The following is a 22,434-nucleotide window of genomic DNA, read 5'->3' on the forward strand; positions in this document are numbered from 1 at the left end:
GCGCGGTGCGGCTCAGCGCCTCCGAGAAGTGCGCGTCGGCGTCGGCGAGGCGGTCGTCGAGCACCGCGAGCGTGCCAGCGGCGAACGGCGCCTTGGCGGGTTCGACGATGTTGAGCAGATTCATCACCGCGACATCGGTTCGCAGCGCGTCGGCATCGCGGTCCGCGAAATTCGCCACTGCCGAATTCCCGGCCAGAACCGTGGCGATGAGTTTCAGCGCGACCGCCAGCGCGGCGAGCACGACGGGGGCGGAGAACAGCAGGAGCCTGCGCCGCAGGCGCAACCGGGACGGGATCATCAGGTCACCTCGTCCCGGCGCGCTGCCCGGCTGGTGCGGAACTCGCGCAGCGTCAGATAGATCTCGAACAGCAACAGCACGGCGGCAACCATGGTGAAGACCCAGTACAGATCGACGTGATCGGGTGCGGTCGCGCCGGCCTGCGCCGACGGGACACCGCTCACCTCGGGCGCGTCGTCGGTGACCGGCCGCGCGTTGTCCCGCGGTACGAACGGCACGCCAAGTTGATCGGCGATGGCCCCCAGTCGCTGTTCGTCACGTGCCGCGCCGTAACCGAACACCGCGCCGCCGTCGACCGAACCGGGCACCGGGTCGAATTCGCCCTGCGGGGCTTGTGACCCGGGTGCGCCGGATCCGAAGTAGAACACCAGGTTCGGTGCGTCCGGACTGCGTTGGCCCGCCCCAATCAACTGATAGCGCAGTACGTTCGCTGCGGCGGCCGCGTTCACCTCGCCTCCGGTGGCGTCGGGGTAGGCGGTGACGGCCGCAGCCACCGGCTTGAGACTCCAATTGTCCTCGGAAAGCGGCCATTCCAGCGACGAACGCGCGGCGAAGGTGATCATCGCGAACCGGGCCTGCGGATAGTGGTCGATGAGTGTGGCGACGTCATCGCGGATGTCGGTGATCGGCGAGTCGGCGGAGCGGTCGACGATCAGGAACACGTTGGCCGTCGTATCGCCGTCCGAGCTCGCCGCCGCCGACTGCTCGGTATCGCCTCCGAGCATGGGTCTGGCGGCCGCGATCAGCATCAGCATCACCGCCAGTGTCAACGCCGACCATCGCCATACCGTGGTCCATCGCTGACCGGGGCTGCGAGCCAGCTGGCGCATGGTAAGGAGCCGGAGCACGAGCGCGGCGACAGCGATGGCGATCAGGAGCACCGACGGTACGACGGGTGAGAACGTCATCGTCGCAACACCGCCAGCGACAGGCACAGCAGCGCCGACACCGCGACCGCGATCGCCAGCGGCACGGTCGGGGTGTCACCGCGGAAGCCGGCGACGGTGGCCGCGTTTTCGGCGTCCGGCGGATGCGCGCGGATGCCGTCGAGTTGCGATTGCAGGTCGGCGCCGACCGGCGCGTACCGGCCGCTGGTGGCCGATACGATAGACCGCACACCACCCGGTGAGGACACCAGCGCGTTGACCTGGACTCCGCGCTCCCGCGCCATGTCGGCGACTTGCTGTTCGGTGAACAGCGATGGTCGGGTCTCGTCGGGTACGCGAAGCTCACCCGGGCCGAGGTAGATGATCGACCGCCTGTGCTCGCCGGGTGGTTCGTCGGCGGGGAAGCCGGCGACGCACAGCGCGAGGATGTCGGCGACGCTGGTCGCATAGTCGACATATGTCACCGGCGCGGTGAACGACGCGATGCTGTTGCGCTTCGCCGACAGCTGGGCCGGTGTCAGCGTGCCGTCGTCCGGCAGATTCGCCAAAGACGCTGCCTCGCCTAGCCTTTCGACCGCAAACTGATGGTCGCGGGTCAGCGGGATAACCCTGCGGTTGGCGGAAGTCAATCCGATCTGGTGGGTGCCGGACATCCCCGCGCGCTGGGCGAAGTAGGACAGGAACGTCTGGGTGTTCGGGGCGTCGACCGGTTCGCCGACGCACAGCATGATGTCCTCGGGCACCTCGGAGGCCTGCAGCGACCACCACAACCCGCTGGGGCGCGCGCTGGCCAGCACGGCCGTGCCGAACAGCAGCACGAGCAATACGATCGTGATGATCATCGACACCGTTCGCGCCCGTGCCACCCGCGCATACTCTGGCAGGCGGGTCAGGCGGGCGGTGTTCGCCAGCGGCCGCAACTTTCGCTGCGCTTGCTTGGTCGGCACCAGCAGGGCCAACGCGACAGCGCCTGCCAGACAGGCGAATCCGATCACCGCGACCGGCCACCAGTTCAGGGCCACGACCGGATCAGCTCCTCGGCCCGGGCGCCGACCTCGCCGACGCGCACCGGCGAAGCCGCGTTGAACTGCGCGTCGTCCAGCGCGGCGAGCGTCGGCGCGGCGGGTGCGAGGTCCCCCGATGCGATGTCGTCGAGCTGCATGTACTGCGCCCGCGTCCCCGTCACCTGGTGCAGGAAACTGCGCAGGGCGCGGCTCATCGCGGCGCCGGCTTCGGCGCCGGTGAGCTCACCGTCGCGGTGCCGAGCGGCGATGCGCTGGACGGTGCGAGCGAAGCGACGCCGCAGGAGTCGGGCGTGCAGGGTGCGCACAATCGGAAGGCGGCGGAGCCGCTGCGACGGCAGCGTCCATACGAAGACTCCGACGTACCAGGCGATCACCACGAGGATCAGCAGCAGCCCGAGCCACAACCATCCGGCCGAGTACGGCGAAGGACCGCCGACGAACCGCAACAGGTCATCCGGCACGGGCGAACACCTCGGTCAACGCGACGAGCCGGGCGCGGATCTCGCCGCTGCCGCCGATCCTGGTGTGCGGGACCGCGCGGGCGGTCATGAACTCGTCGAGGCGCTGCGCCCGCGCCTGTTCGGCCTTGCGGTACGCGGTGATCACCCGCGGCCCCAGCGTGGCCGTGTCGAGGACGAAACGACCCGTCGAGACGTCGAAACCGGCGCGGTCACCGATGGCGGGCATGTCGGAGACCGTCGCCCACAACACGTCGTGCCGCGCGGTCAGCCGGGTGACGGCGTCGGTCAGCCGATCGTCGATCTCCGGTTCGTCGGAAACCACGACGACCAGCATCGGATGCCGGTAATGGGTTGCCACATAGTCCAATTGGCAGACGATGTCGCTGCGACCCGGCGCGTTGCAGGCGTGGCCGTAGTACCGGTGCAGCAGGCTCTCGATGTGGGTCTCACCGCGGCGCTGCCGAATGTTGACGCAGCCGCGGGTATCGCCGACCACCATTCCGATCTGATCGGAACGCCCCAGCGTGATGAGCCCGAACGCGCCGAGAACGTGCACGGCCACATCGCGTTTGAGCTCACCGCTCGGCGTGAGGGCGGCCATGTTGCGGCCGGCGTCCGCGACGAGCAGCAGCTTGTGGTGCTTCTCGGAGACGAACCGTTTGATCAGCACGTGACCAGAGCGCGCCGAGGCCTTCCAGTCGATGTCGCGGACGTCGTCACCGGGCACATAGGGCCGCAGATCGTCGAATTCCAAACTGCGGGTGTGCAACAAGGCGTAGCGGCCACCTTCGAGCATGCCGCGGGTGTCGGTGCCGAAGTGCGTCCTCGCCGAGGTGAGGTGTCTGCCCATACCGGCCCTACGGCACTCGAACCGCTTGCAGGACAGCGTCGATGATCGTCTCGGGGGTTACGTTCGCGCTGGCGGCCTCGAAGCCGAGGATGAGACGGTGCCGCAGCACGCGGTGGGCGAGCTTGGCGATGTCGCCGGGGACGACGTGCCCACGCCCGGACAGCAGGGCCAGCGCCCGCGCGGCGTTGCAGAACGCGATGGTGGCGCGGGGGCTCGCGCCGTACTCGATCAGCCGGGCGAGCTGGCGCGGCAGGTGTCGATCGGGCTCACGGGTGACGGTGACGAGTTGGCTGGCGTAATGCATCAGCGCACGGTCCATATGGACGTGGCGCACCACGGCGCGCAGCCGGCGGATATCGTTCAGGCCGGCGACCGGCCGACTGCGGTGGTCTTTGTCGTAGAGACCCGCATCCATTCGGAACATGACCTCCACCTCCTGTTCGGGGGTGGGGTAATGCACGACGTCCTTGAGCATGAACCGGTCGGTCTGCGCCTCCGACAGCGGATACGTGCCCTCCTGGTCGACGGGGTTCTGCGTCGCGATCACCAGGAACGGCTCGGGTATCGGGTACTCGGTACCCGCGATCGTGGTCTGGCGCTCCTCCATCGCCTCGAGCATCGCGCTCTGCGTCTTCGCGCTGGACCGGTTGATCTCGTCGAGCAGCACGATGTTGGTGTGCACCGGCCCGAGCTGGGTGAGGAAGGAGTTGGTAGCGGCCTCGTAGACCTGGGTGCCGATGATGTCGCTCGGCAACAGGTCAGGGGTGCACTGAATGCGGCGGAAACCGCCGTCGATGGCCTCGGCGATCACCCGGGCGGCTGTGGTCTTTGCCAGCCCCGGCACGCTCTCGATGAGGATGTGGCCGCCCGCGAGCAGGCCGATCAGCAACGATTCACGCAGGTTCTCCTGGCCCACGACCTTGGCCGAGAACGCGTCGGAGACCGCCGCGACGACGCGCTGCGCTTCCGCGAGATCGCGCTGGTCCAGTTGGGTTCGTGCTGCGGTCATGAATGCCTCTCGTCTCCGACTGCCGCAAGCGGATACCCGGGCCAGAGTATCCACACACCGCCGATCCGGCGAACGGCCAGCGCGACCGTGACGGCGTCAGGCCAGGAAGCGCTCGACGTACGGTGCGAAGCGGGCGTGCAGGTCGTCGGGGTCGAGGCCGAACATCTCCGCCGACGTAGCCACCCGCCCGAGCCGGCCCCGCTGGTGCCCCGCGAGGTATTCGGCCATGGCCGCGCGGGCGTCGTCGGTCATCGGCTCGCCCGCCAGCCTGTAAATCGCGGCGGCGGTGCCCATTTCGTCGGCCATGAAATCGTCGAACCGAACGTCGATCGAGCGCTCGTCTCCGACGACGTCGCGGTCGCGGATCAGGGCGGTCAGCATGAGTTCGAGCCGGTCGATCCAGCACGCGGCGATGTCTTCGACCGGCACCGGTGCGCAGTGCATCCGCGCGGAGTAGGTGAGCATGGCGAGCATCGACAGCACCACCGGGACGGGATCGCGGTGCGTCGTGATCACCACGACGCCGGGGAACACACGCTCGAGCACCGGCAATTGCTCGAGGTGCTGCGGCGACTTCACCAGCCAGCGCCGGCCGCCACGCAGGAACTGCAGCGCCTTCAGCTGCAGGGCGAGGTGCTCGTAGTGGGGTGTCTGGTCATGCGTCAGGTAGTAGTCGCGCCACCGCGGCACGTGCGCCAGCGTTTCGAACAGCATCGACGAGAAGTCGTTGGCCAGGAGCTGGATCTCTTCGTGGACGTGGTCGGTCGTCATCTCGTGCATCAGCGCGAAATGCGGCATCACGGCGTTCATGAACTCGACCGCGGCGTCCATCCGGGTGCGCCGGGGGTCGGGTTCGATCCCGGCTTCCGACGGCATCGGGAACGGCTCGTTGCTCTCCCAGTACGGGAGCGTGCGGAAGGTCGGTCCTGCCGCGAGCAGGTTGTGCAGGTGGGTGGTGCCGGTGCGCGGCAGGCCGGCGATGACGACCGGAGGTTCCAGTTCGATGTCGTGGATCTCGGGATGCCGGGTCAGCAGGTCGGTCATCAGCAGCCGGTTCTTCAGTAGCTGCAAGAGCTGGGCGTGGAAGTTCACGATTCCCGCGTCACTGAGTCCCGGAATCTCTTGCAGCGCGGCGAGATACACATCGAGACGTTCGCGGTAATCGTCTGGACCGAAGTCGTCGAGCCCGGTCTCGGCGCTGGCCTTGGCGTGCAGCGCGTCGGCGTCGAGGGGGCAGTCGGGCGCCATCGACGCCATCATGTCGCGTATCGGTTGAATCGCCGCTGGGAAGCGCGGCTCGGCGAGATCGTCGAGAACGACCGGTGGCGCGGATGAGATGTCGGTCACAAGCCGTTATGTTACTGTCAGTTTCGTAATGACGACGGAGATTGGTCGACCTCGCGACAAACGCATCGATGACGCTGTTCTGAGGGCGACGGTCGACCTGCTCGGGGCGGCCGGTTATGCCGACCTCACCGTCGACGCGATCGCCCGGCGCGCGGGCACGAGCAAGCCCGCCATCTATCGCCGCTGGCCAGGCAAGGCGCATCTGGTGCACGAGGCGGTCTTCCCGCTCAGCGCAGCGACCGAACTCCCCGACACCGGATCGCTGGCCGGCGATGTGCGCGAGATGGTCAGCCGCACGGTCGGCGTGCTGACCACGCCCGCCGCCCGGGCCGCGCTGCCGGGCCTGGTCGCGGAGATGGCCGCCGATCCGACGCTGCACGCCGCGCTGCTCGAGCGCTTCTCGCACGTGCTTTCGCGTGGGCTGACCGAACGGCTCGTGGCGGCAGCCGCCCGCGGCGAGGTGCGGTCGGAGGTATCGGCCGCCGACATCGTCGAGGCCATGGCGGGCATGACCTTTCTCGCTCTGATCACCCGCGGGGACAGCCTGGACAACGGGTGGGTGGACCGGACCGCCGAATTCATCACGAGAGGAATCAGCGCATGACGCACGAATCTTCAGCCGCGTGGCGTGAACTGCTCGACACCCTGGGCGGCCTGGACCGAACGTTCCTCGAGGGGGACCGCGCGGTCACCGACGACCGTCACATCGCCGACGGCTACCGCATGCTCGCCACGACGCTCGGCGTCGCCTTCGACACATACCTGTTCGCCGAGCCGAGCCGACCGGTCTGGGTGGAGCTGAACACGCCGTTTCGCCGGGACCGGCGCTGGGGCGGCGACAACACCGACGCCTACTACTTCATGTGCCCGGTCGACCCGAAGCGCCGGTATCGCATCAGCGGCAACAAGGGGGACAGCGTCTACTTCTCGGTGACGGCATACAACGAGCCGTCCCCGGGTGCGTGGTCGGATCGGATCGTGGCGCTGGTGCGCGACGACGACGTCGACATAGATGCCGACGGCAACTTCTCGTTCGAGTATGGGCCGACCGACGGCGGCGTGGTGCTCGTGACCCGCGACTATCAGGCCGACCCGCTGACCGGTCGCCCGGTGTCGTGGCGCATCGAGGCGCTCGACGAGCCCGACCCGATCCGGCACGGCGACGCCGAGACCGCCGCGGCCTTGCGAGCCAGCGCGGCGTGGCTGCGCACGATGTTCGCGATTGTGCCCTTGGCGGTGGGTGTGCGGGTCGACGACGCACACACGTTGGGTCACGAAATCTCGCAGGTGGCAAACCAATTCGCCGATCCGTACCAGGTGCCGGACGCGAACTTCGGTTGGTCGGCGCGCGACGCGTGCTACGCCTACGGCAGCTTTGTGCTCGAGGAGGACGAGGCACTCGTCGTGACGCACCGGCCGCCCGCGTGCCGGTTCTGGAACCTCGTCGTGTGGAACCAGTTCATGGCGGGCGTGACCGACGAGAAGACGTCGATCAACGGCTACAGCGCGGTTCCCAACTCCGACGGGTCCGTCACCGCCGTCATCTCCCGTAGTGGGACGTCACACCCGAATTCCATTAGCACCGTGGACTATCCGCGCGGCAACCTCGCATTTCGCTGGTTCCTCGCCGATGCGGTGCCGGCCAAGCCGGAGGTGACGTTGGTCAAGGCCGCCGACGCCCCGACGGCCGTCACGTGATTTCGGTGCACTACCGATCGCTCGGCGATAGTTAGTGCACCGAAATCCCAAAGGCAAGAGCGACGGCGACCGCCCACACCAGCATCGTCAACCCCGTGTCGCGCAGCACCGGGATCAGGTCCTTGCCGCCGCGCCCCCGGCGCACCGGCGCCGTCGCGCGCACCGCGAGCGGTAGGGCCACCAGGCCGACCGCCGCCCACGGCGTCGCGACCATCAGCACCAACGTCAACGCGAACGCCACCACCAGCAGCGCCTGGTACAACAGCCGGGTGCGGGGGTCGCCGAGTCGCACCGCGAGCGTGATCTTCCCCGACTCCTTGTCGGTCGGGATGTCGCGCAGATTGTTGGCCACCAACACCGCCGACGACATACAGCCCATCGCCACCGCGACCGCGACGCCTACCCAGTCCATCCGCAGCGCCTGTACGTACTGCGTGCCCAACACCGCCACCAACCCGAAGAACACGAACACCGCAATCTCGCCCAACCCGAGATAGCCGTACGGCTTCGACCCGCCGGTGTACAGCCACGCGCCGGCGATGCACACCGCGCCGATCGCAATCAGCCACGGCGCACTCACCACGGCCAGCACCAGGCCGGCGGCGGCGGCCACCAACAGGCTCACCACCGCGGCGGTCAACACGGCGCGCGGGCTGGCGACCTTCGACCCGACCAGCCGCAGCGGGCCCGCCCGCACGTCGTCGGTGCCGCGGATCCCGTCGGAGTAGTCGTTGGCGTAGTTCACCCCGATGATCATGGCGACGGCCACGACCAGCGCCAGCAACGCCTTCCACCAGCACGCGCCCTGCAGCCACGCCGCTGCGCCGGTGCCCGCGATCACCGGCGCGATCGCGTTGGGCAGCGTGCGCGGTCGCGCACCCTCGACCCACTGCGCAAATGTCGCCACGAACGCCAGTCTCGCACGACCGCAGACCGTGGCAGACTGAGCGGCATGGAGGACCGACTCAGCAAGGCGGAGATCCGCAAGGACGCCGTGCAGGAGATCTTCGACTCCGGCGTATCGACCGTCGGCGAGGTGGCGTCGATCATCACAACCGCGGTCAAGGACGTCGTCAACGCGATCGGTGGCTTCGCGACCGACGCGTTCGAGATCCGCGACACCGTGCGGCGCGCGTCGCAGCAGCTCGACGAAACCGACGAACAACCGTCCGCCTAGACGTGCTGGGAGTCATCGGCGGAAGCGGTTTCTACAGCTTCTTCGGGTCTGACGCCCGCAGCGTCAGCGTCGACACACCGTACGGCCCGCCCGCCGCCCCGATCACCGTCGGCACCGTCGGCGCGCACGAGGTCGCATTCCTGCCGCGCCACGGGGTAAACCACGAGTTCTCCCCGCACACCGTGCCGTACCGGGCCAACATGTGGGCGCTGCGATCACTGGGCGTTCGGCGCATTTTCGGACCGTGCGCGGTCGGCAGCCTCACCCCTGAGCTCGGACCGGGGTCGATGGTGGTGCCCGATCAGCTCGTCGACCGCACCAGCGGGCGTGCCGACACGTATTTCGATTCGGGCGGCATCCACGTCGCGTTCGCCGACCCGTACTGCCCGACCCTGCGCGCGGCGGCGGCGAATCTGCCCGGCGTCGTCGACGGCGGCACCATGGTGGTGGTGCAGGGCCCGCGGTTCTCCACCAGAGCCGAGAGCCAGTGGTTCGCGAGTCAGGGCTTCACCCTGGTCAACATGACCGGCTACCCCGAGGCGGTCCTGGCTCGTGAACTTGAGATGTGTTATGCCGCAATCGCGTTGGTAACCGATCTCGATGCCGGTATCGACAGCGGCACCGCCGTGCGGGCCGTCGACGTGTTCGCCGAGTTCGAACGCAACCTGGTGCCGTTCAAGGAACTCGTCCACGAGGCGATCGATCAGGTGACGGTCGAGCGGGCCTGCACGCACTGCCTGGCACACGACGGCGTCCGATTGCCGTTCGAACTCCCGTGAGGGTTCTGCTGACCGGCGCCGCCGGTTTCATCGGGGCCCGCATCCACGAGGCGCTGCGCGACGCCGGCCACGACGTCATCGCGGTCGACGCGATGCTCGCCGCCGCGCACGGACCGGGCGCCGAACCGCCTCCCGGCTGCGAGGTGATCGACATCCGCAACGCGGCCGCGCTGGCCCCCCTGATGGAGGGCGTCGACGTCGTGTGTCACCAGGCCGCGGTGGTGGGCGCGGGCGTCAATGCCGCCGACGCCCCGTCGTACGGCTCGCACAACGACTACGGGACCGCAGTGGTGCTGGCCGAGATGTTCGCGGCGGGCTGTTCGCGGCTCGTACTCGCGTCGTCGATGGTGGTCTACGGCCAGGGCCACTACGACTGCGCCGAGCACGGACAGGTGGACCCGCATCCCCGCACCCGTGCGGACCTCGACGCCGGCGTGTTCGACCACCGGTGCCCGCTCTGCGGTGAGCTCGTCGCCTGGCGACTGGTATCCGAAGACGCGCCGATGCGCCCGCGCAGCCTGTACGCCGCGAGCAAGACGGCGCAGGAACACTACGCGCTGGCATGGGCGGAGGCCGTGGGAGGCGCGGTCACCGCGCTGCGCTATCACAACGTCTACGGCCCCTACATGCCCCGCGACACCCCGTACTCGGGCGTGGCCGCGATCTTCCGGTCCGAGCTCGAATCCGGTGATGTGCCAAGGGTTTTCGAGGACGGCGGACAGATGCGCGATTTCGTGCACGTCGACGACGTGGCGGCGGCGAACGTGGCGGCCGTGGAATTCGGGCGCGGCGGATTCGAGGCGTTCAACGTGTGCTCGGGCCGGCCGATCTCGATCCTCGAGGTAGCCAACGCGCTCTGCGAAGCACGCGGGGACGCCCCGCCGGTCGTCACCGGCCAGTACCGCAGTGGAGACGTCCGCCACATCGTGGCCGACCCCGCGCGCGCCGCCGAGGTGCTCGGTTTCCAGGCGGCGGTCGACCCCCTCGACGGGTTGCGCGAGTTCGCGTTCGCGCCGTTGCGGACCTGATGCGCCGGACGGTCCGCGTCCTCGTTATCGTCACGCTCGTGGCGTCCGGTCTTCTGGGTCTTTTGTGGTCGCAGCAGCGGCGGCTGGTCTACTTCCCGTCGCCGGGCCCCGTGCCGCCCGCCGCCTCGGTGGCGCGCAACGGACAGGACGTGGTGATCGAGACCGACGACGGAATCCGCTTGAACGCTTGGTATTTCCCGGTCGACGGCGGCGGACCGGCCGTCCTGGTGCTCCCGGGCAACGGCGGCGACCGGTCGATACGCGCGCCACTGGCGCTGGCGCTCAACCGGATGGGCTCCTCGGCGCTGCTCGTGGACTACCGCGGTTTCGGTGGCAATCCGGGCCGACCGTCCGAGGAAGGCCTCGCCAAAGACGCCCGGGCCGCTCAGTCGTGGCTCGCCGCGCGGGAACAGGAGATCGCTTACTTCGGCGAATCCCTCGGCGCCGCAGTCGCTGTCGGATTGGCCGTCGAACGGCCGCCGCGTGCGCTGGCACTGCGTTCACCGTTCACCTCGCTGCCCGACGTCGGGGCGGTGCACTATCCGTGGCTGCCGGTTCGGTGGTTGCTGCTGGACCGCTACCCGTCGCTGGAGCGCATCCCATCGGTGCGGGTGCCACTGCTGGTGATCGCGGGCGACCGCGACGACGTCGTTCCCGAGCCGATGAGCCGACGGTTGTTCGACGCGGCCAACGAGCCGAAGCGCTACGTGCGGGTGCCCGGCGCCGGACACAACGACCTCGAGCTGCTCGTCGGCAAGCAGATGCTCGACGCGATCTCCGGACTCCTGTCCTCGGCCTGAGCCGCAATAGCCATACTGGCCGGGTGAAACCAGCGATTTGTGAGCAGTTCGGCATCGACTTCCCGTTGTTCGCGTTCAGCCACTGCCGCGACGTGGTGGCCGCGGTCTCCAGCGCGGGCGGCTTCGGCGTGCTGGGCGGCACGGCGTATACGCCCGAGCAGCTCGACCAGGAGCTGTCCTGGATCGACGACCACGTCGGCGGCAAGCCGTATGGCGTTGACCTGATCGTTCCCGCCCGCTACGAGGGCAAGGGCGAGGACCTGACGATGAGCGATCTCGCGGGCCGCATCCCCGACGACTACCGCGGCTTCGTCGCAGAGTTGCTGGCCGCCCACGACATCGACCTGGACGATTCACCGCGCTTCGGCAACGCCGCGCTGTCGGGTAACACCGGCAAGGATCTGCTCGATGTGGCGATGAACCACCCCATCCGGTTGATCGCCAACGCGCTGGGTGTCCCGCCGGACTACATGATCAAGGCCGGCAAGGACAACGGCGTGCCGGTGGCCGCACTGGTCGGCGCCAAGGAGCACGCGGTCAAGCAGGCACAGGCGGGTGTCGACCTGATCGTCGCGCAGGGCACCGAGGCCGGCGGGCACTGCGGTGAGGTGACCACGCTGGTGTTGGTGCCCGAGGTGCTGGAGGCGCTGGCCGCGATCGGCAGCGACATTCCGGTGCTCGCCGCAGGTGGCATCGTCACCGGCAGGCAGATGGCGGCGACGGTGGCGATGGGCGCGGCCGGCGCCTGGACGGGTTCGGTTTGGCTGACGACCGAAGAGGCCGAAACCGCGCCGTACACCAAGGAGAAGTTCCTGGCCGCCTCGTCACGTGACACCGTCCGTTCGGCGGGCCGGACCGGAAAGCCTGCGCGCCAGCTGGTTTCGGACTGGACGCAGGCTTGGCTGCCGAACGAGGGCGGTCAGAAGCCGTTGCCGCTTCCACTGCAGTCGATGCTCGCCGAGCCCATCGTGCGCCGGATCGACGTGCTGGCCGCCCAGGGGCATCCGGGTGCCCAGGCGTTGGCCACCTACTTCGTCGGGCAGGGTGTCGGACTGATGAACAAGGTGAAGCCGGCGCGCGAAGTCGTGCGCGAGTTCATCGAGGACTACGTCGCCGCCACCGAGCGGCTGAGCAACTCGCTGCCCGACTAGTGGCGATTTCGGTGCGCTACTGGTCGTCTGCCGATTTCGAGCGCACCGAAATCACCGAGCGTCGTAGGTGATCCGCACCGAGATCGGGTCGCTCTCCATCGCCCGCATCGTCACGGCGGTCGCCGACTGACCCAGCCTGCTGTCGCCGAAACTGCGGGCGCGGGCGCGCACATCGTCGTCGGGCTCGAACGTCGCGGTGCCCGTATGCCATTCGTCGTTGGCGCGGACGCGCACACGGGGGTTCGCCTCGATGTTGATGGCCCATCCGGCGCGACGGCCGTGCTGCGAGATCACCCACACACCGGTGTCGTCGGCACGGCCCAGCAGTGGCACGCGCCGCGGTTGGCCGCTCTTGCGGCCGATCGTCTCGAGCTCGACCACATTGGCCGTCCGGATGCCCACGCGGTCGAGCGCGGCGACCACCGGGTTCATCAGGACGCGACCCAGCTGCCGCTCGAACTTGAACTTGCGCACCGCCTTGTCGGCGCTTCTCGTCGCCATCGCAACCTCCTCTGTCGGTTCCGGTCAACGATAATTGAGTGATCACTCAAAAACAACAGTCAGCAGCCGAGCGAGAAGCCGTGGTCGTGAAAAGCAATGGTCAACGACCGGGATTGCCATGCCGGCGAGGACGAGAATCAGCCGGTCGCCAGCGGCAGACGCACCTCGAAGCGGGCCCCTCTGCCCAGGTTGTGCGCCGACAGCGTGCCGCGATGGGCTTGCACAAGGCCCGCGGCGATCGCCAGTCCGAGTCCCGATCCGCTGGGTAGCGACGAGTCGTCGCGCGGCACGCGATCGTTCGACCCGCGATAGGCGACGTCGAACACCCGCGGCAGATCGGCTTCCTCGATGCCGACGCCGGTGTCGTCGACACGCGCCCACGCGCCGTTCTCGTCAGATCCCAACGACAGCGACACCCGGCCGCCGTGCGGGGTGTGTGCGATCGCGTTGGCCACGAGATTCGACAGCACCCGCACCAGCGCCCGGTCACTGCCCAGCACCCGGACCGGTGTCTCCGGCAAGTCGGCCGTCAACGTCACTCCCGCACGCTCGGCCGCGATCCGGTGCGCGGTCAGCACGTCGTCGACGACCTCGTCGAGGGCCACCTTATCGAACACCGGTTGTACGGCGCCCGCGTTGATCTTCGACATCTCGAACAGGTCGTCGACCATCTCGGACAGTCGGATCGATTCGTGTTCAATGGTTTTGGCGTGCACGCGGACCTCAGAATCGGGGACCACGCCGTCGGCGATGGCTTCGGACACCGCCCGGATTCCCGCCAGCGGGGTCCGCAGATCGTGGCTGACGAACGCGACCAGCCGGCGGCGGGACTGCTCGGCGGCCCGTTCCGACTCGCGGATCTCCTGCTCCCACACGGTGCGCCGGGCCTGGTAGCGCGCCAGCATCACCGCGGCGGGAATCGTCACCACCGACACGATCACCAGGACGATCGCGGTCTTCTCGAAGGTTTCGGTGATCATGAACCGGCTGGCGCCGAGCACACCGGTGAACGTCGCCAACACCGGGATCAGCACGAGCGCGACCATGCTCACTGCCAGCGACCACGACCGGGCGAAGCGAATGACGAGCGCGCCAGCGAGCACCACCGGGACCGAGCACGCCAGCGCCAACCCGATGATCTCCCACAGGTCGGCGGGCACTATGCGCTCTGGCCTTCCGGTGAGCGCGCCTCGCTGCGCCACAGGTAGCCGCGGCCCCACACCGTCTGCACCCGGTGATGCTCACCGAGCTTGGACCGCAGCCGCTTGACGTGCACGGTCACGGTGGACAGATCGCCGAAGTCCCAGTGCCACACCTGCTTGAGCAGTTCCTCGCGGCTGAACACGACGTCGGTGTGGGTGAGGAAGAACAACAACAGGTCGAACTCGCGGTTGGTCAGCGACACCGGAGAGCCGTCGACGCTGACGGTGCGCGCCGCCGTCGACACGGTCAACCCGCCGACGGTGATGTCCAGCGCCCTCCGCCCGGTCGGTGCGGGTGCGCGCCGCAGCACCGATCGCACCCGCAGCGCCAGTTCACGCGGACTGAACGGTTTGGTCAGGTAGTCGTCGGCGCCCGCCTCCAGGCCCGCGATCCGGTCGTCCTCCTCGCCGAGCGCGGTCAACAGGATCACCGGCATCGCGTAACCGGCGCGCTGCCGGAGATTGCGGCACAGCGTCAGCCCGTCCGGGCCGGGCATCATCACGTCGAGCACCGCGACGTCGATGTGCTGCGAGCCGAGTAGCTGCAGCGCCTCGGCCCCGTTGTGCGCGATCGCCACGTCGAGCCCATCGCGTTCGAGGTAGCGGCGCACGACGTCACGCACGACGCTGTCGTCGTCGGCGATCAATACGCGCGTCACAAACTTCGAGGGTAGCCCTGTGCGGCCGCTACCTGCGCCGATGTCACGGATTCGTCATCGATGGGCTGGTCGGTGCGCCGACGGGCTGGTTAACCTCGAACCCATGCCCGACTGTCCGGTGACCGTGGTGCTGCCGTGTCTCAACGAGGCGCAATCACTGCCCGGCGTGCTGGCGGCCATCCCGGACGGATACCGGCCGCTGGTGGTCGACAACAACAGCACCGACGGCACCGCCGAGGTCGCCCGCGAGCACGGTGCGCACGTGGTCGCCGAGAAGCGCGCAGGGTACGGCGCCGCGGTGCACGCCGGTGTGATGGCGGCGACGACGCCCGTCGTGGCGGTTTTGGACGCCGACGGCTCGCTGGATCCGGGTGACCTACCGACCCTGGTCGACGTGCTCCACCGCGGGGCCGACATGGTGATCGGACGGCGCCGGCCCGTGCCGGGTCTGAAGTGGCCGTGGCACGCCCGCCTCGGCACCGCGGCGGTGTGCTGGCGGTTGCGGCGCCGCCACGGCCTCGCGGTGCACGACATCGCCCCGATGCGGGTCACCCGCCGCGACGTGCTGCTCGACCTCGGCGTCACCGACCGACGCTCGGGGTATCCGCTCGAACTGCTGGTCCGGGCGGCGGCCGCCGGGTGGCGCGTCGTCGAGTGTGACGTCGACTACCGGGCGCGCACCGGCGGCAAATCGAAGGTCAGCGGGTCGGTACGCGGTAGTGCGGTGGCGGCCTTCGACTTCTGGCGAGTGATCTCGTGACGGTGCTCGGGGTGACGGTGCTGGTGGTGGCCAAGGCGCCGGTGCCGGGGCTGGCGAAGACGCGGCTCGCGGCCTCGATCGGCGATGAAGCCGCTGCCGACCTGGCCGCCGCCGCACTGCTCGACACCCTCGACGCCGTCGCCTCGACACCCGTCGACCACCGAGTGGTCGCAATGACCGGCGACCTGGGCCGGGCGAGCCGCAACGACGAAATCCAGGTTCGCCTAAGCGAATTCACAGTAATCCCTCAGCGCGGCGGCGACTTCGCCGAGCGCCTGACCAACGCGCACGCCGACGCCTACACCGGCGATCCCGTTCTGCAGATCGGCATGGACACTCCCCAGGTGACCGCCGAGTTGCTCGCCGCGTGCGGCCGGGCACTCCTTGGAAGCGACGCGGTGCTCGGGCCCGCCGCCGACGGCGGGTGGTGGGTGTTGGGCGTCTCGCGGCCGTCCCTGGCCGAATGCCTGCGCACGGTGCCAATGTCGCGGGCCGACACCGGCGCACTTACCCTGGAGGCATTGCGCAGCAACGGCATTCGGGTCGATCTCGTTCCGCAGCTCGCCGACTTCGACACCATCGGCGATGTCGATGTGGTCCGCGGGCGCTGCGCACCCGACAGCCGGTTCGCCCTGGCGGCCGAGGCGGTGCTCGCCTGATGCTGGGCAATCTCTACGACTGTGCACTCGACGGCGAACAGTGCTGGATCCGAAGCGACGATGGTGAGGTGCAGGCGCTTCCCGTGCACCGCTGGATCGGTGGCGCACATGCCGATTGCCGGTTCGACCGCGCCGTGGTCGAGCTGTGCGACGGACCGACGATCGACTTGGGTTGCGGCCCAGGGCGGTTGGTGATCGAGCTGATTCGCCGCGGTGTCCCTGCGCTCGGGGTCGACCAGTCGGCCACCGCGGTCGGGCTCGCGCGCCGCAACGGCGCGCCGGTGCTGCGGCGCGACGTGTTCGGCCAACTACCGGCCACCGGGCGATGGCAGACGGTGCTTCTGGCCGACGGGAACGTGGGGCTGGGCGGAGACCCCTTCCGGATGCTGCACAGGGCCGCCGAACTGCTGCGCCGCGGCGGCCGGTGCGTCGCCGAATTCGAGACGCTCACACACGGAATACACAACAAGTGGGTGCGGCTCGAGTCGTCGCGCACGGTGGGTCCGTGGTTTCCGTGGGCGTCGGTGGGCATCGACTGCGCCGCAGAAGTGGCCGAGCACGCGGGCATGGCGCTGGACCGGGTCCATCCGATCGGCAACCGCGTGATCGCCAGCTTGAGGCTGTCTTAGCTCCTGGTCGTCGCCAACCGAGCGGCGTAGACGATCGCACTGATGCCGAACATCGCGGCCGTCAGCAGCAGCCACCTGCCCAGGAACGGTTCCTGGGTCTGGCCGGTCGCGGCCAGCACGATCGGCGTGCCCTGCTTGATGATGCCGGGCAGGAACAACAGCAGCGTCAGCGCTGAGCCGAGCGCAGGCACCCGCAGGTAGTTCACCAGCGGCACACGAAGCGGTGGAATTCGACTGCTGTGCAGCAGGATCCGGTCGGCCAACGCGTAAAGCGGGAACAGCACGAGGTCATGAGCGACGATCGCCGCGGCAAACCACACGATGATCGACTGCCACCACGTCCGCGTGTTCCACAGGGCGGCCGGCGTCAGGGTGGCCACCACATAGCCGAACAACGCGAACCCCGCCATCAGGGTCAGCAGGTGTAGCGGATGCGACCCGTAAACAGCGCGGAACCTTCGCATGTCAGCCACCCGCCCGGAAGTCGATCGAGCCCACCCACTTGGTGTTGTGCACACCCGGAAGCGCCGGAACGATGATCCGGGCCGGGAACCCGTGATCCGGAGACAGGTCGACGCCGTTGACCTTCAACGCCAGCAGCGCGTCGGGGTGCAACACCTGATTGCGTTGAAGGCTGGCGCGATTGAAGGCACCCAACCGTTCCACCGACCGGACGAACGCCGACAGCGGCGAGGGCACACCGGCCACTCGCGCAAGGTCCCGTAGCGGGACGCCGGTCCACGTCTCGGTCGTCGACCAGCCCTCGACGCAGGCGATCGGCAGTCGGGCGGTGTGCTGAGGCATCGCGGTCAGGGCGGCCCGGTCGAGCACCACCGGCGACGGCCCTCCGGTCAGCGTGAGCCGCCAGCGCTCCCCGGTGCTCTCCGGTGTGATGCGGGCGGCCGCGGCGGTCCTGTTGACCTGGAAGTCGTTCGGGCCGTCGCCGCGGGTCCGTCCGCGGGGCAGCAGGAGTGCGGCATGCCTGGTCCATCCGCCGATCGTCTGCCCGGCCGTGAGCACGGCCACCAATGCCGCTCCACCGCCGACCAGCGCGAGCGCGCCGCGGCGGCTGATCGTCACGGGATCAGGATCGGCAGATGACAACCCGTCGGGCTCATACGGATCCCCGACGGTGTTCTCCCGGGACGTGCGCAGCACCTCACGCATGGACCGTGACCGCAGACCCGCCCGCAGTCGCGGAAGCTTGATCGCGACATGCATGACGAACCCGGCGATGAACACCCAGGCGCCGAAGTAGTGGGCGGCGTAGAAGCTGAACCCGAAGATGTAGTCGTATTGGATGTTCAGCACGCCGGTGATGATCTCGAACAGCACGCCGCTGACCAGCATCAGCAACGAAACCCGTTCGAGCAGTTGGGCAATCGAGCGTGCCGGCGGCCACGCGAAGAGCCGGGGGATCACCGACCACAGCTTCGCGAGCACCACCGGAACGAGCACCAGCCCCAGCCCGACGTGCAAACCCTGGGTCAAGCGGTACAGCCACGACGGATCCGTGGGCCAATCGAAGGTCGGAAGCTTGAGCCAGCCCACGTCGCCCGGAATGGCCTGTCCGAACTGCGGACCGTAGGCGATGTAGGACAGCAGACCGGTCAGGATGACCACCGGCAGCCCGACCAGCAGCACCGAGCCGAACACCGACGTCAGCCACAAGCTGCGCAGCGGACTACGCCAGCGGACGAGCTGACGCGGCCGGTCGCCGGGTTCCATGTGTCCAGGGTCCAGTTCCACACCTATTGGTGCGCGTCTGACCCACGACCGTTACCAATTCGTCAGAATGAAGTGATTGAGCAGCAGGGCGCCCACCACGTTGACCGCCAGCCACCAGCGGTGCGACCGCGGCGGCAGCAGCGCGCCGGCCGCGGTCAGCCAGACCGTGAACGGCAGCCAGATACGCTCCGTCTCGGCCTTGCTCAGCATCGACAGATCGGCGAACGTGATCGCCAGCAGCGCGCCCAGGAGCACCATGGGCAGTCCGGGCCGCCGCCGGATTGCGTTGATGTCGAAGACGCGACCGAGCCCGGCCACGCTGCCGAGGCCGATCGCGCACACCACTGACGCCAGGTTCGCCCACACCCAGTACTGGAACGGCCGGTCGTTCGCGATTCCCTGCCAGTACCGTTGCTGCACCAGGTGGTAACCGTCAAACCACCAGAACCCCAGCGCCACGAAGATTCCCACCACCGCGATCACGACGACGATCGCGGGCACCGCCGCGCGGGTCGCGGCGCGCCAATCCGGTGCGCACAACAGCACCGCCAGCGCCGGCAGGGCCATCAGACCCAGGCCGTAATTGAGGAAAAGTCCCCACCCCAACAGCAATCCAGCCCCCGCCGCGGCGAGAACGGGCCAGCGCACCTTGCCCCCGACGGCCACTGCCAGCAGCGCGATACCCCACGCTGCCACCCCCGCGAAATAGCCGTCGGCCGACACGGCGATCCAGATCGCCGTCGGTGCAACGGCGACGAACGGGGCCGCCAGCCGTGCGGTCGCTTCTCCCGCCAGCGCGCGCACCGCGACCACGACGGCGGCCGCCGCGCTCGAGCCCACCAGCAGGCACAGAAGACCCGCCCACGCACCGCCGCCGAGACCGATGCGGTCGAGCCACACGAATGTCAGCAGCGCGCCCGGGGGATGGCCCGATACGTGGGTGATCCACGAATCCGGTTGGTAGTCAAGGATTCTGTCCGAGAACGTCCGTAGGGCGTGCGGAATGTCGGTGACGGTGGGGACCTGACGCAGGTATTCGTGGCGTGCGCTCAGGCGCCCGGCGAAACCGCGCTGCCAACCGTCGATCATCGCCAGCGAGAACGCCCACGTGCACGCCGTCGCCCATGTCGCCCATGGCACGACGCGCCACGCCAGGCGTTGTGCGACTGTGGGTCCCCACAGCACGGCCGCTGCGCCGATGACGACCGCCGGGACCGTGCCCCACCCGACGTGCGTGTTCCACCAACCGAAGATCGGTGCGGTGTCCGCGAACTGGTGGAAGCGCGCAGGCGTGGCGTTGATCAGCGGTGTGACGATGCCCAGGTTCAGGTGCGGCACGACGAACGCGGCGACCACCAGCACCACGCCGATGGCGACCGCCACGATCTCCTTGCGACTGGCCCGCATTCCGTCACCCTATTCGCCGCGCCGACCGTAAGGTGACCTCCGATGAGAGATCAAGATCAACCGCTGTTCGCCGGCACGTCGCTGGCCGAACGCATCGAACGCGCCGAGACCCAACTCATCAGCGCCGCGACCGAGGCGGCGGGCCGCCGCACCGGCGGTCACAGATCTGAGCTGTGCGCGGTCAGTACAGGCGCTCGCGGGTCTTGGCCTCGCTGTAGTACTCCTCGAGTTCGGCATCGCTCCAGTCGTACCGAAGCGCCTTGAGCAGCTGCGCGACGCTCGGCAATGCCGACGGGTTCCAGGTCGCGGGATCCCAGACATCCGAACGCAGAAAAGCCTTGGCGCAGTGGAAGAACACCTCTTCGATCGCAATCTCGAGCGCCAGGATCGGACGCTTGCCCTTCACGGCGAGACCGTCGAAATAGTCGGCGTCCGAGAGGATCTTCGCCGTGCCGTTGATGCGCAACGTGTCGCCGCGACCGGGGATCAGGAACAGCGTGCCGACATGCGGGTTCTGCAGCAAGTTGAGATAGCCGTCGACCCGTTTGTTGCCGGGCCGCTCGGGGATCGCGATCGTGGTGGCGTCGATGACGTGGACGAAGCCGGGCGGATCGCCCTTCGGTGACACGTCGACGCGACCGCGCGCATCCGTCGTCGCGACCAAACACAGCGGCGAGTGCGCGAGCCAGTCACGCTGTACCGGTGACAGGCGGTCCTTGACCTTGTTGGCAACGTAGTGGTCCGGCTGCCCGACGACTGCCCGTAACTGGTCGACGGTGCTGACTTCGCAACGCATGGCTCCATCATGCTCGACGTCGTCCACGCCGAACGCCGCGACGGTCTCAAGCGTGCGGGTCGGTGAACCGCGCCGTCAGCGCTCGCCGGTCGATCTTGCCGATCCCGCGCCGCGGCAGTTCGTCGACAATGTGAACCTCGCGTGGGGCGGCCGTGGGGTCGAGGACCGCGGCCACGTGCTCGCGTAGCTCGTCCGGCGTGGGCGCGACGCGACCAGCCGTGAGCACGACGGCGGCGGCCACCCGCTGGCCCAGCCGCTCATCGGGTACGCCGAACACCGCGCACTCGGCGATCGCATCGTGGCTCGCCAGCACGCCCTCCACGATCTGCGGCATCACGGTCAGCCCGCCGCTGCTGATCGCGTCGTCGATTCGGCCGAGCACCGTCAACCGTCCCGCGGAGTCGAGCGCCCCCACATCGCCGGTGCGAAACCACCCGGCATCGGCGAACGGGTCCGGATCGGTGGGATTGCGATACCCCTTCGCAAGCGTCCGACCGCCCAACACGATCCGGCCACCGTCGGCGATGCGGACCCGCACCCCGTCCAACGGCACGCCGTCATAAACACATCCACCGGCCGTCTCGCTCATCCCGTACGTGCGCACCACCGAAATGCCCGCCGCCGCAGCGCGGTCGGCGAGCCCGGCCGGCATCGGACCGCCCCCGATGAGGACGGCGTCGAGCCGGGCCAGCGCCCGCGCAGCCCGGTCGTCCCGTAACGCCTTGTCCAGCTGCACGGCCACCAGCGATGCGTAGCGGCGGCCTGATCCCAATGCGTCGATGGCAGAGGGCAATTCGGACGGCTCGAATGTCGGAAACAGCGTCACCGGTGTGGTGCCCGCGACGACGCTGCGAACCAGCACCTGGAGCCCGGCGATGTGGTGGGCCGCCAACGCCAGTAGCCAGCTACCCGGCCCGCCGAGCCGGTGGTGTGTCGACTCGGCGCTGGAGGTCAGCGCAGCGGCGGTCAGCAACGCGCCCTTGGGAATTCCGGTGGTGCCGGATGTCGGAACCACCACCGCGACGTCGTCGTCGACCTCGGCTCCGGCGCGCAACGATGTTGTCAGAACCGCGGTTTCGCGCTCTTCGTCGGCGGGCACCGGCAAGACGGACTCGCGGCCGGCCAGCATGTCGTGCACGACGGGCAGGATCTCCAAAGCCGCGGCACCGGACCCGACCGGGACCGGCCGCAGGACGGCTATGAGTCCCCCTCGGCGCCACGCGGATCGTCGAGCGGCCATCCGCGAACTGCCAGCCGCTTGCGCACCCGTTCGACGTCCTCTGGGGTCGGCAGCGCATCGGTGATCTGGGTGATGAGCACACCGATGTCGGCGTCGTCGAATTCGCCGTTGCGTTTCAGCTCCACGGCGACGGTTCGGATCTCATCCTCGGTGAGGCGCCGGCGCAGAAGCGAGAACAGGGGAACCCGGTCCGGACCCGGCACTCCCTCGGGGTAACCCGCTGTGATCCACGCGACAATTTTGGCCAGAAACTTCGTCACTGTGCCCTCCCGCGTGTCGCATCGGGTCTACCCACTCTCGATTGGATGATGCTAGTGCGCGACCGAATAAGACGAGTTTGGCG

General features: G+C 68.7%; 26 protein-coding genes and 1 pseudogene. 10 read left to right on the forward strand and 17 right to left on the reverse strand.

All coding sequences use genetic code 11. The features are described from left to right. The 7 genes and pseudogenes from A5650_RS17790 to A5650_RS17820 all read right to left on the reverse strand — a co-directional run. Positions 1 to 298, reverse strand: a pseudogene (locus tag A5650_RS17790) (hypothetical protein); the annotation flags it as partial. Next, a complete protein-coding gene (locus tag A5650_RS17795) occupies positions 298 to 1,206 on the reverse strand; it encodes a hypothetical protein (RefSeq protein WP_067294243.1) in 909 nt (302 codons plus the stop codon). The pseudogene A5650_RS17790 and the gene A5650_RS17795, both read right to left, overlap by 1 nt. Then, entirely contained in the window at positions 1,203 to 2,207 is a 1,005-nt protein-coding gene (locus A5650_RS17800; protein WP_067294245.1) for a hypothetical protein, read from the reverse strand. Before A5650_RS17800 ends, A5650_RS17795 begins: the two co-directional genes overlap by 4 nt. Further along, a complete protein-coding gene (locus tag A5650_RS17805; RefSeq protein WP_067294247.1) occupies positions 2,198 to 2,671 on the reverse strand; it encodes a hypothetical protein in 474 nt (157 codons plus the stop codon). The genes A5650_RS17800 and A5650_RS17805 overlap by 10 nt, the downstream gene beginning before the upstream one ends. Then, the gene (locus A5650_RS17810) at positions 2,661 to 3,521 is read right to left on the reverse strand and encodes a DUF58 domain-containing protein (protein WP_067294249.1); all 861 of its coding nucleotides are present in this window, start codon (positions 3,519 to 3,521) and stop codon (positions 2,661 to 2,663) included. The genes A5650_RS17805 and A5650_RS17810 overlap by 11 nt, the downstream gene beginning before the upstream one ends. 7 nt (positions 3,522 to 3,528) lie before the next feature. Beyond that, positions 3,529 to 4,530 (reverse strand): AAA family ATPase, encoded by a 1,002-nt coding sequence (locus A5650_RS17815; RefSeq protein WP_067294252.1) that lies wholly within the window; start codon positions 4,528 to 4,530, stop codon positions 3,529 to 3,531. A 96-nt stretch (positions 4,531 to 4,626) separates the two neighbouring features. Continuing rightward, positions 4,627 to 5,790, reverse strand: coding sequence for a sulfotransferase family protein (locus tag A5650_RS17820; RefSeq protein WP_156744185.1), 1,164 nt, complete (start codon positions 5,788 to 5,790; stop codon positions 4,627 to 4,629). Positions 5,791 to 5,905: 115 nt separating this feature from the next. Between A5650_RS17820 and A5650_RS17825 the strand changes: the two genes are divergently transcribed. Further along, complete coding sequence (locus tag A5650_RS17825) at positions 5,906 to 6,481, forward strand: TetR/AcrR family transcriptional regulator (protein WP_067294259.1); 576 nt, start codon at positions 5,906 to 5,908, stop codon at positions 6,479 to 6,481. Continuing rightward, entirely contained in the window at positions 6,478 to 7,575 is a 1,098-nt protein-coding gene (locus A5650_RS17830) for a DUF1214 domain-containing protein (protein WP_067294263.1), read from the forward strand. The genes A5650_RS17825 and A5650_RS17830 overlap by 4 nt, the downstream gene beginning before the upstream one ends. Before the next feature lie 31 nt (positions 7,576 to 7,606). Here the strand turns inward: A5650_RS17830 and A5650_RS17835 are convergent, their stop codons facing one another. Beyond that, on the reverse strand, positions 7,607 to 8,482 hold the full coding sequence (locus A5650_RS17835; protein WP_067294266.1) for a 1,4-dihydroxy-2-naphthoate polyprenyltransferase: 876 nt from the start codon (positions 8,480 to 8,482) through the stop codon (positions 7,607 to 7,609). A gap of 45 nt (positions 8,483 to 8,527) precedes the next feature. Between A5650_RS17835 and A5650_RS17840 the strand changes: the two genes are divergently transcribed. The 5 genes from A5650_RS17840 to A5650_RS17860 are packed head-to-tail and all read left to right on the forward strand — an operon-like array spanning position 8,528 to position 12,510. Then, the gene (locus tag A5650_RS17840) at positions 8,528 to 8,752 is read left to right on the forward strand and encodes a hypothetical protein (protein WP_067294271.1); all 225 of its coding nucleotides are present in this window, start codon (positions 8,528 to 8,530) and stop codon (positions 8,750 to 8,752) included. A gap of 2 nt (positions 8,753 to 8,754) precedes the next feature. Further along, positions 8,755 to 9,531, forward strand: coding sequence for an S-methyl-5'-thioadenosine phosphorylase (locus A5650_RS17845; protein WP_067294274.1), 777 nt, complete (start codon positions 8,755 to 8,757; stop codon positions 9,529 to 9,531). Continuing rightward, complete coding sequence (locus tag A5650_RS17850) at positions 9,528 to 10,559, forward strand: NAD-dependent epimerase/dehydratase family protein (protein WP_067294278.1); 1,032 nt, start codon at positions 9,528 to 9,530, stop codon at positions 10,557 to 10,559. The genes A5650_RS17845 and A5650_RS17850 overlap by 4 nt, the downstream gene beginning before the upstream one ends. After that, positions 10,559 to 11,359 (forward strand): alpha/beta hydrolase, encoded by an 801-nt coding sequence (locus A5650_RS17855; protein WP_067294281.1) that lies wholly within the window; start codon positions 10,559 to 10,561, stop codon positions 11,357 to 11,359. The genes A5650_RS17850 and A5650_RS17855 overlap by 1 nt, the downstream gene beginning before the upstream one ends. Before the next feature lie 23 nt (positions 11,360 to 11,382). Further along, complete coding sequence (locus tag A5650_RS17860; protein ID WP_067294284.1) at positions 11,383 to 12,510, forward strand: NAD(P)H-dependent flavin oxidoreductase; 1,128 nt, start codon at positions 11,383 to 11,385, stop codon at positions 12,508 to 12,510. 51 nt (positions 12,511 to 12,561) lie between these two features. On the opposite strand, the gene A5650_RS17865 is transcribed toward A5650_RS17860, so the two are convergent. From A5650_RS17865 to A5650_RS17875, 3 genes are all read right to left on the reverse strand, one after another. Next, a complete protein-coding gene (locus tag A5650_RS17865) occupies positions 12,562 to 13,011 on the reverse strand; it encodes a nitroreductase/quinone reductase family protein (RefSeq protein WP_067294287.1) in 450 nt (149 codons plus the stop codon). Positions 13,012 to 13,148: 137 nt separating this feature from the next. Beyond that, positions 13,149 to 14,174 carry a sensor histidine kinase gene (locus A5650_RS17870; RefSeq protein ID WP_067294333.1) on the reverse strand — a complete coding sequence of 342 codons (1,026 nt, stop codon included), beginning with the start codon at positions 14,172 to 14,174 and terminating at the stop codon, positions 13,149 to 13,151. Beyond that, positions 14,171 to 14,872, reverse strand: a complete 702-nt coding sequence (locus A5650_RS17875; protein WP_067294291.1) for a response regulator transcription factor — start codon at positions 14,870 to 14,872, stop codon at positions 14,171 to 14,173. The genes A5650_RS17870 and A5650_RS17875 overlap by 4 nt, the downstream gene beginning before the upstream one ends. Before the next feature lie 103 nt (positions 14,873 to 14,975). On the opposite strand from A5650_RS17875, the gene A5650_RS17880 reads away from it, so the two are divergent. The 3 genes from A5650_RS17880 to A5650_RS17890 are packed head-to-tail and all read left to right on the forward strand — an operon-like array spanning position 14,976 to position 16,920. Next, entirely contained in the window at positions 14,976 to 15,632 is a 657-nt protein-coding gene (locus A5650_RS17880; RefSeq protein WP_067294294.1) for a glycosyltransferase family 2 protein, read from the forward strand. Then, positions 15,629 to 16,291 (forward strand): TIGR04282 family arsenosugar biosynthesis glycosyltransferase, encoded by a 663-nt coding sequence (locus A5650_RS17885; protein ID WP_067294298.1) that lies wholly within the window; start codon positions 15,629 to 15,631, stop codon positions 16,289 to 16,291. Before A5650_RS17880 ends, A5650_RS17885 begins: the two co-directional genes overlap by 4 nt. Continuing rightward, positions 16,291 to 16,920: a methyltransferase domain-containing protein gene (locus A5650_RS17890; RefSeq protein WP_067294301.1), complete on the forward strand. Its 630-nt coding sequence runs from the start codon at positions 16,291 to 16,293 to the stop codon at positions 16,918 to 16,920. The genes A5650_RS17885 and A5650_RS17890 overlap by 1 nt, the downstream gene beginning before the upstream one ends. On the opposite strand, the gene A5650_RS17895 is transcribed toward A5650_RS17890, so the two are convergent. The 6 genes from A5650_RS17895 to A5650_RS17920 all read right to left on the reverse strand — a co-directional run bounded on the left by A5650_RS17895 (position 16,917) and on the right by A5650_RS17920 (position 22,351). Next, positions 16,917 to 17,384 (reverse strand): hypothetical protein, encoded by a 468-nt coding sequence (locus tag A5650_RS17895; protein ID WP_067294305.1) that lies wholly within the window; start codon positions 17,382 to 17,384, stop codon positions 16,917 to 16,919. The two genes, A5650_RS17890 and A5650_RS17895, sit on opposite strands and share 4 nt — an antisense overlap. A gap of 1 nt (position 17,385) precedes the next feature. Next, positions 17,386 to 18,648: a molybdopterin-dependent oxidoreductase gene (locus tag A5650_RS17900; protein ID WP_067294336.1), complete on the reverse strand. Its 1,263-nt coding sequence runs from the start codon at positions 18,646 to 18,648 to the stop codon at positions 17,386 to 17,388. Between the two features lie 51 nt (positions 18,649 to 18,699). Further along, a complete protein-coding gene (locus tag A5650_RS17905) occupies positions 18,700 to 20,055 on the reverse strand; it encodes a hypothetical protein (protein WP_067294309.1) in 1,356 nt (451 codons plus the stop codon). A 181-nt stretch (positions 20,056 to 20,236) separates the two neighbouring features. After that, entirely contained in the window at positions 20,237 to 20,851 is a 615-nt protein-coding gene (locus tag A5650_RS17910; RefSeq protein WP_067294339.1) for a pyridoxamine 5'-phosphate oxidase family protein, read from the reverse strand. Positions 20,852 to 20,897: 46 nt separating this feature from the next. Beyond that, entirely contained in the window at positions 20,898 to 22,091 is a 1,194-nt protein-coding gene (menE, locus tag A5650_RS17915) for an o-succinylbenzoate--CoA ligase (protein ID WP_082950814.1), read from the reverse strand. Further along, positions 22,049 to 22,351 carry a DUF3349 domain-containing protein gene (locus A5650_RS17920; protein WP_067294312.1) on the reverse strand — a complete coding sequence of 101 codons (303 nt, stop codon included), beginning with the start codon at positions 22,349 to 22,351 and terminating at the stop codon, positions 22,049 to 22,051. Before A5650_RS17920 ends, menE begins: the two co-directional genes overlap by 43 nt. Positions 22,352 to 22,434: the final 83 nt, after the last annotated feature.

This window comes from Mycobacterium sp. 1164985.4 (assembly GCF_001668575.1).
Classification (GTDB): Bacteria; Actinomycetota; Actinomycetes; order Mycobacteriales; family Mycobacteriaceae; genus Mycobacterium.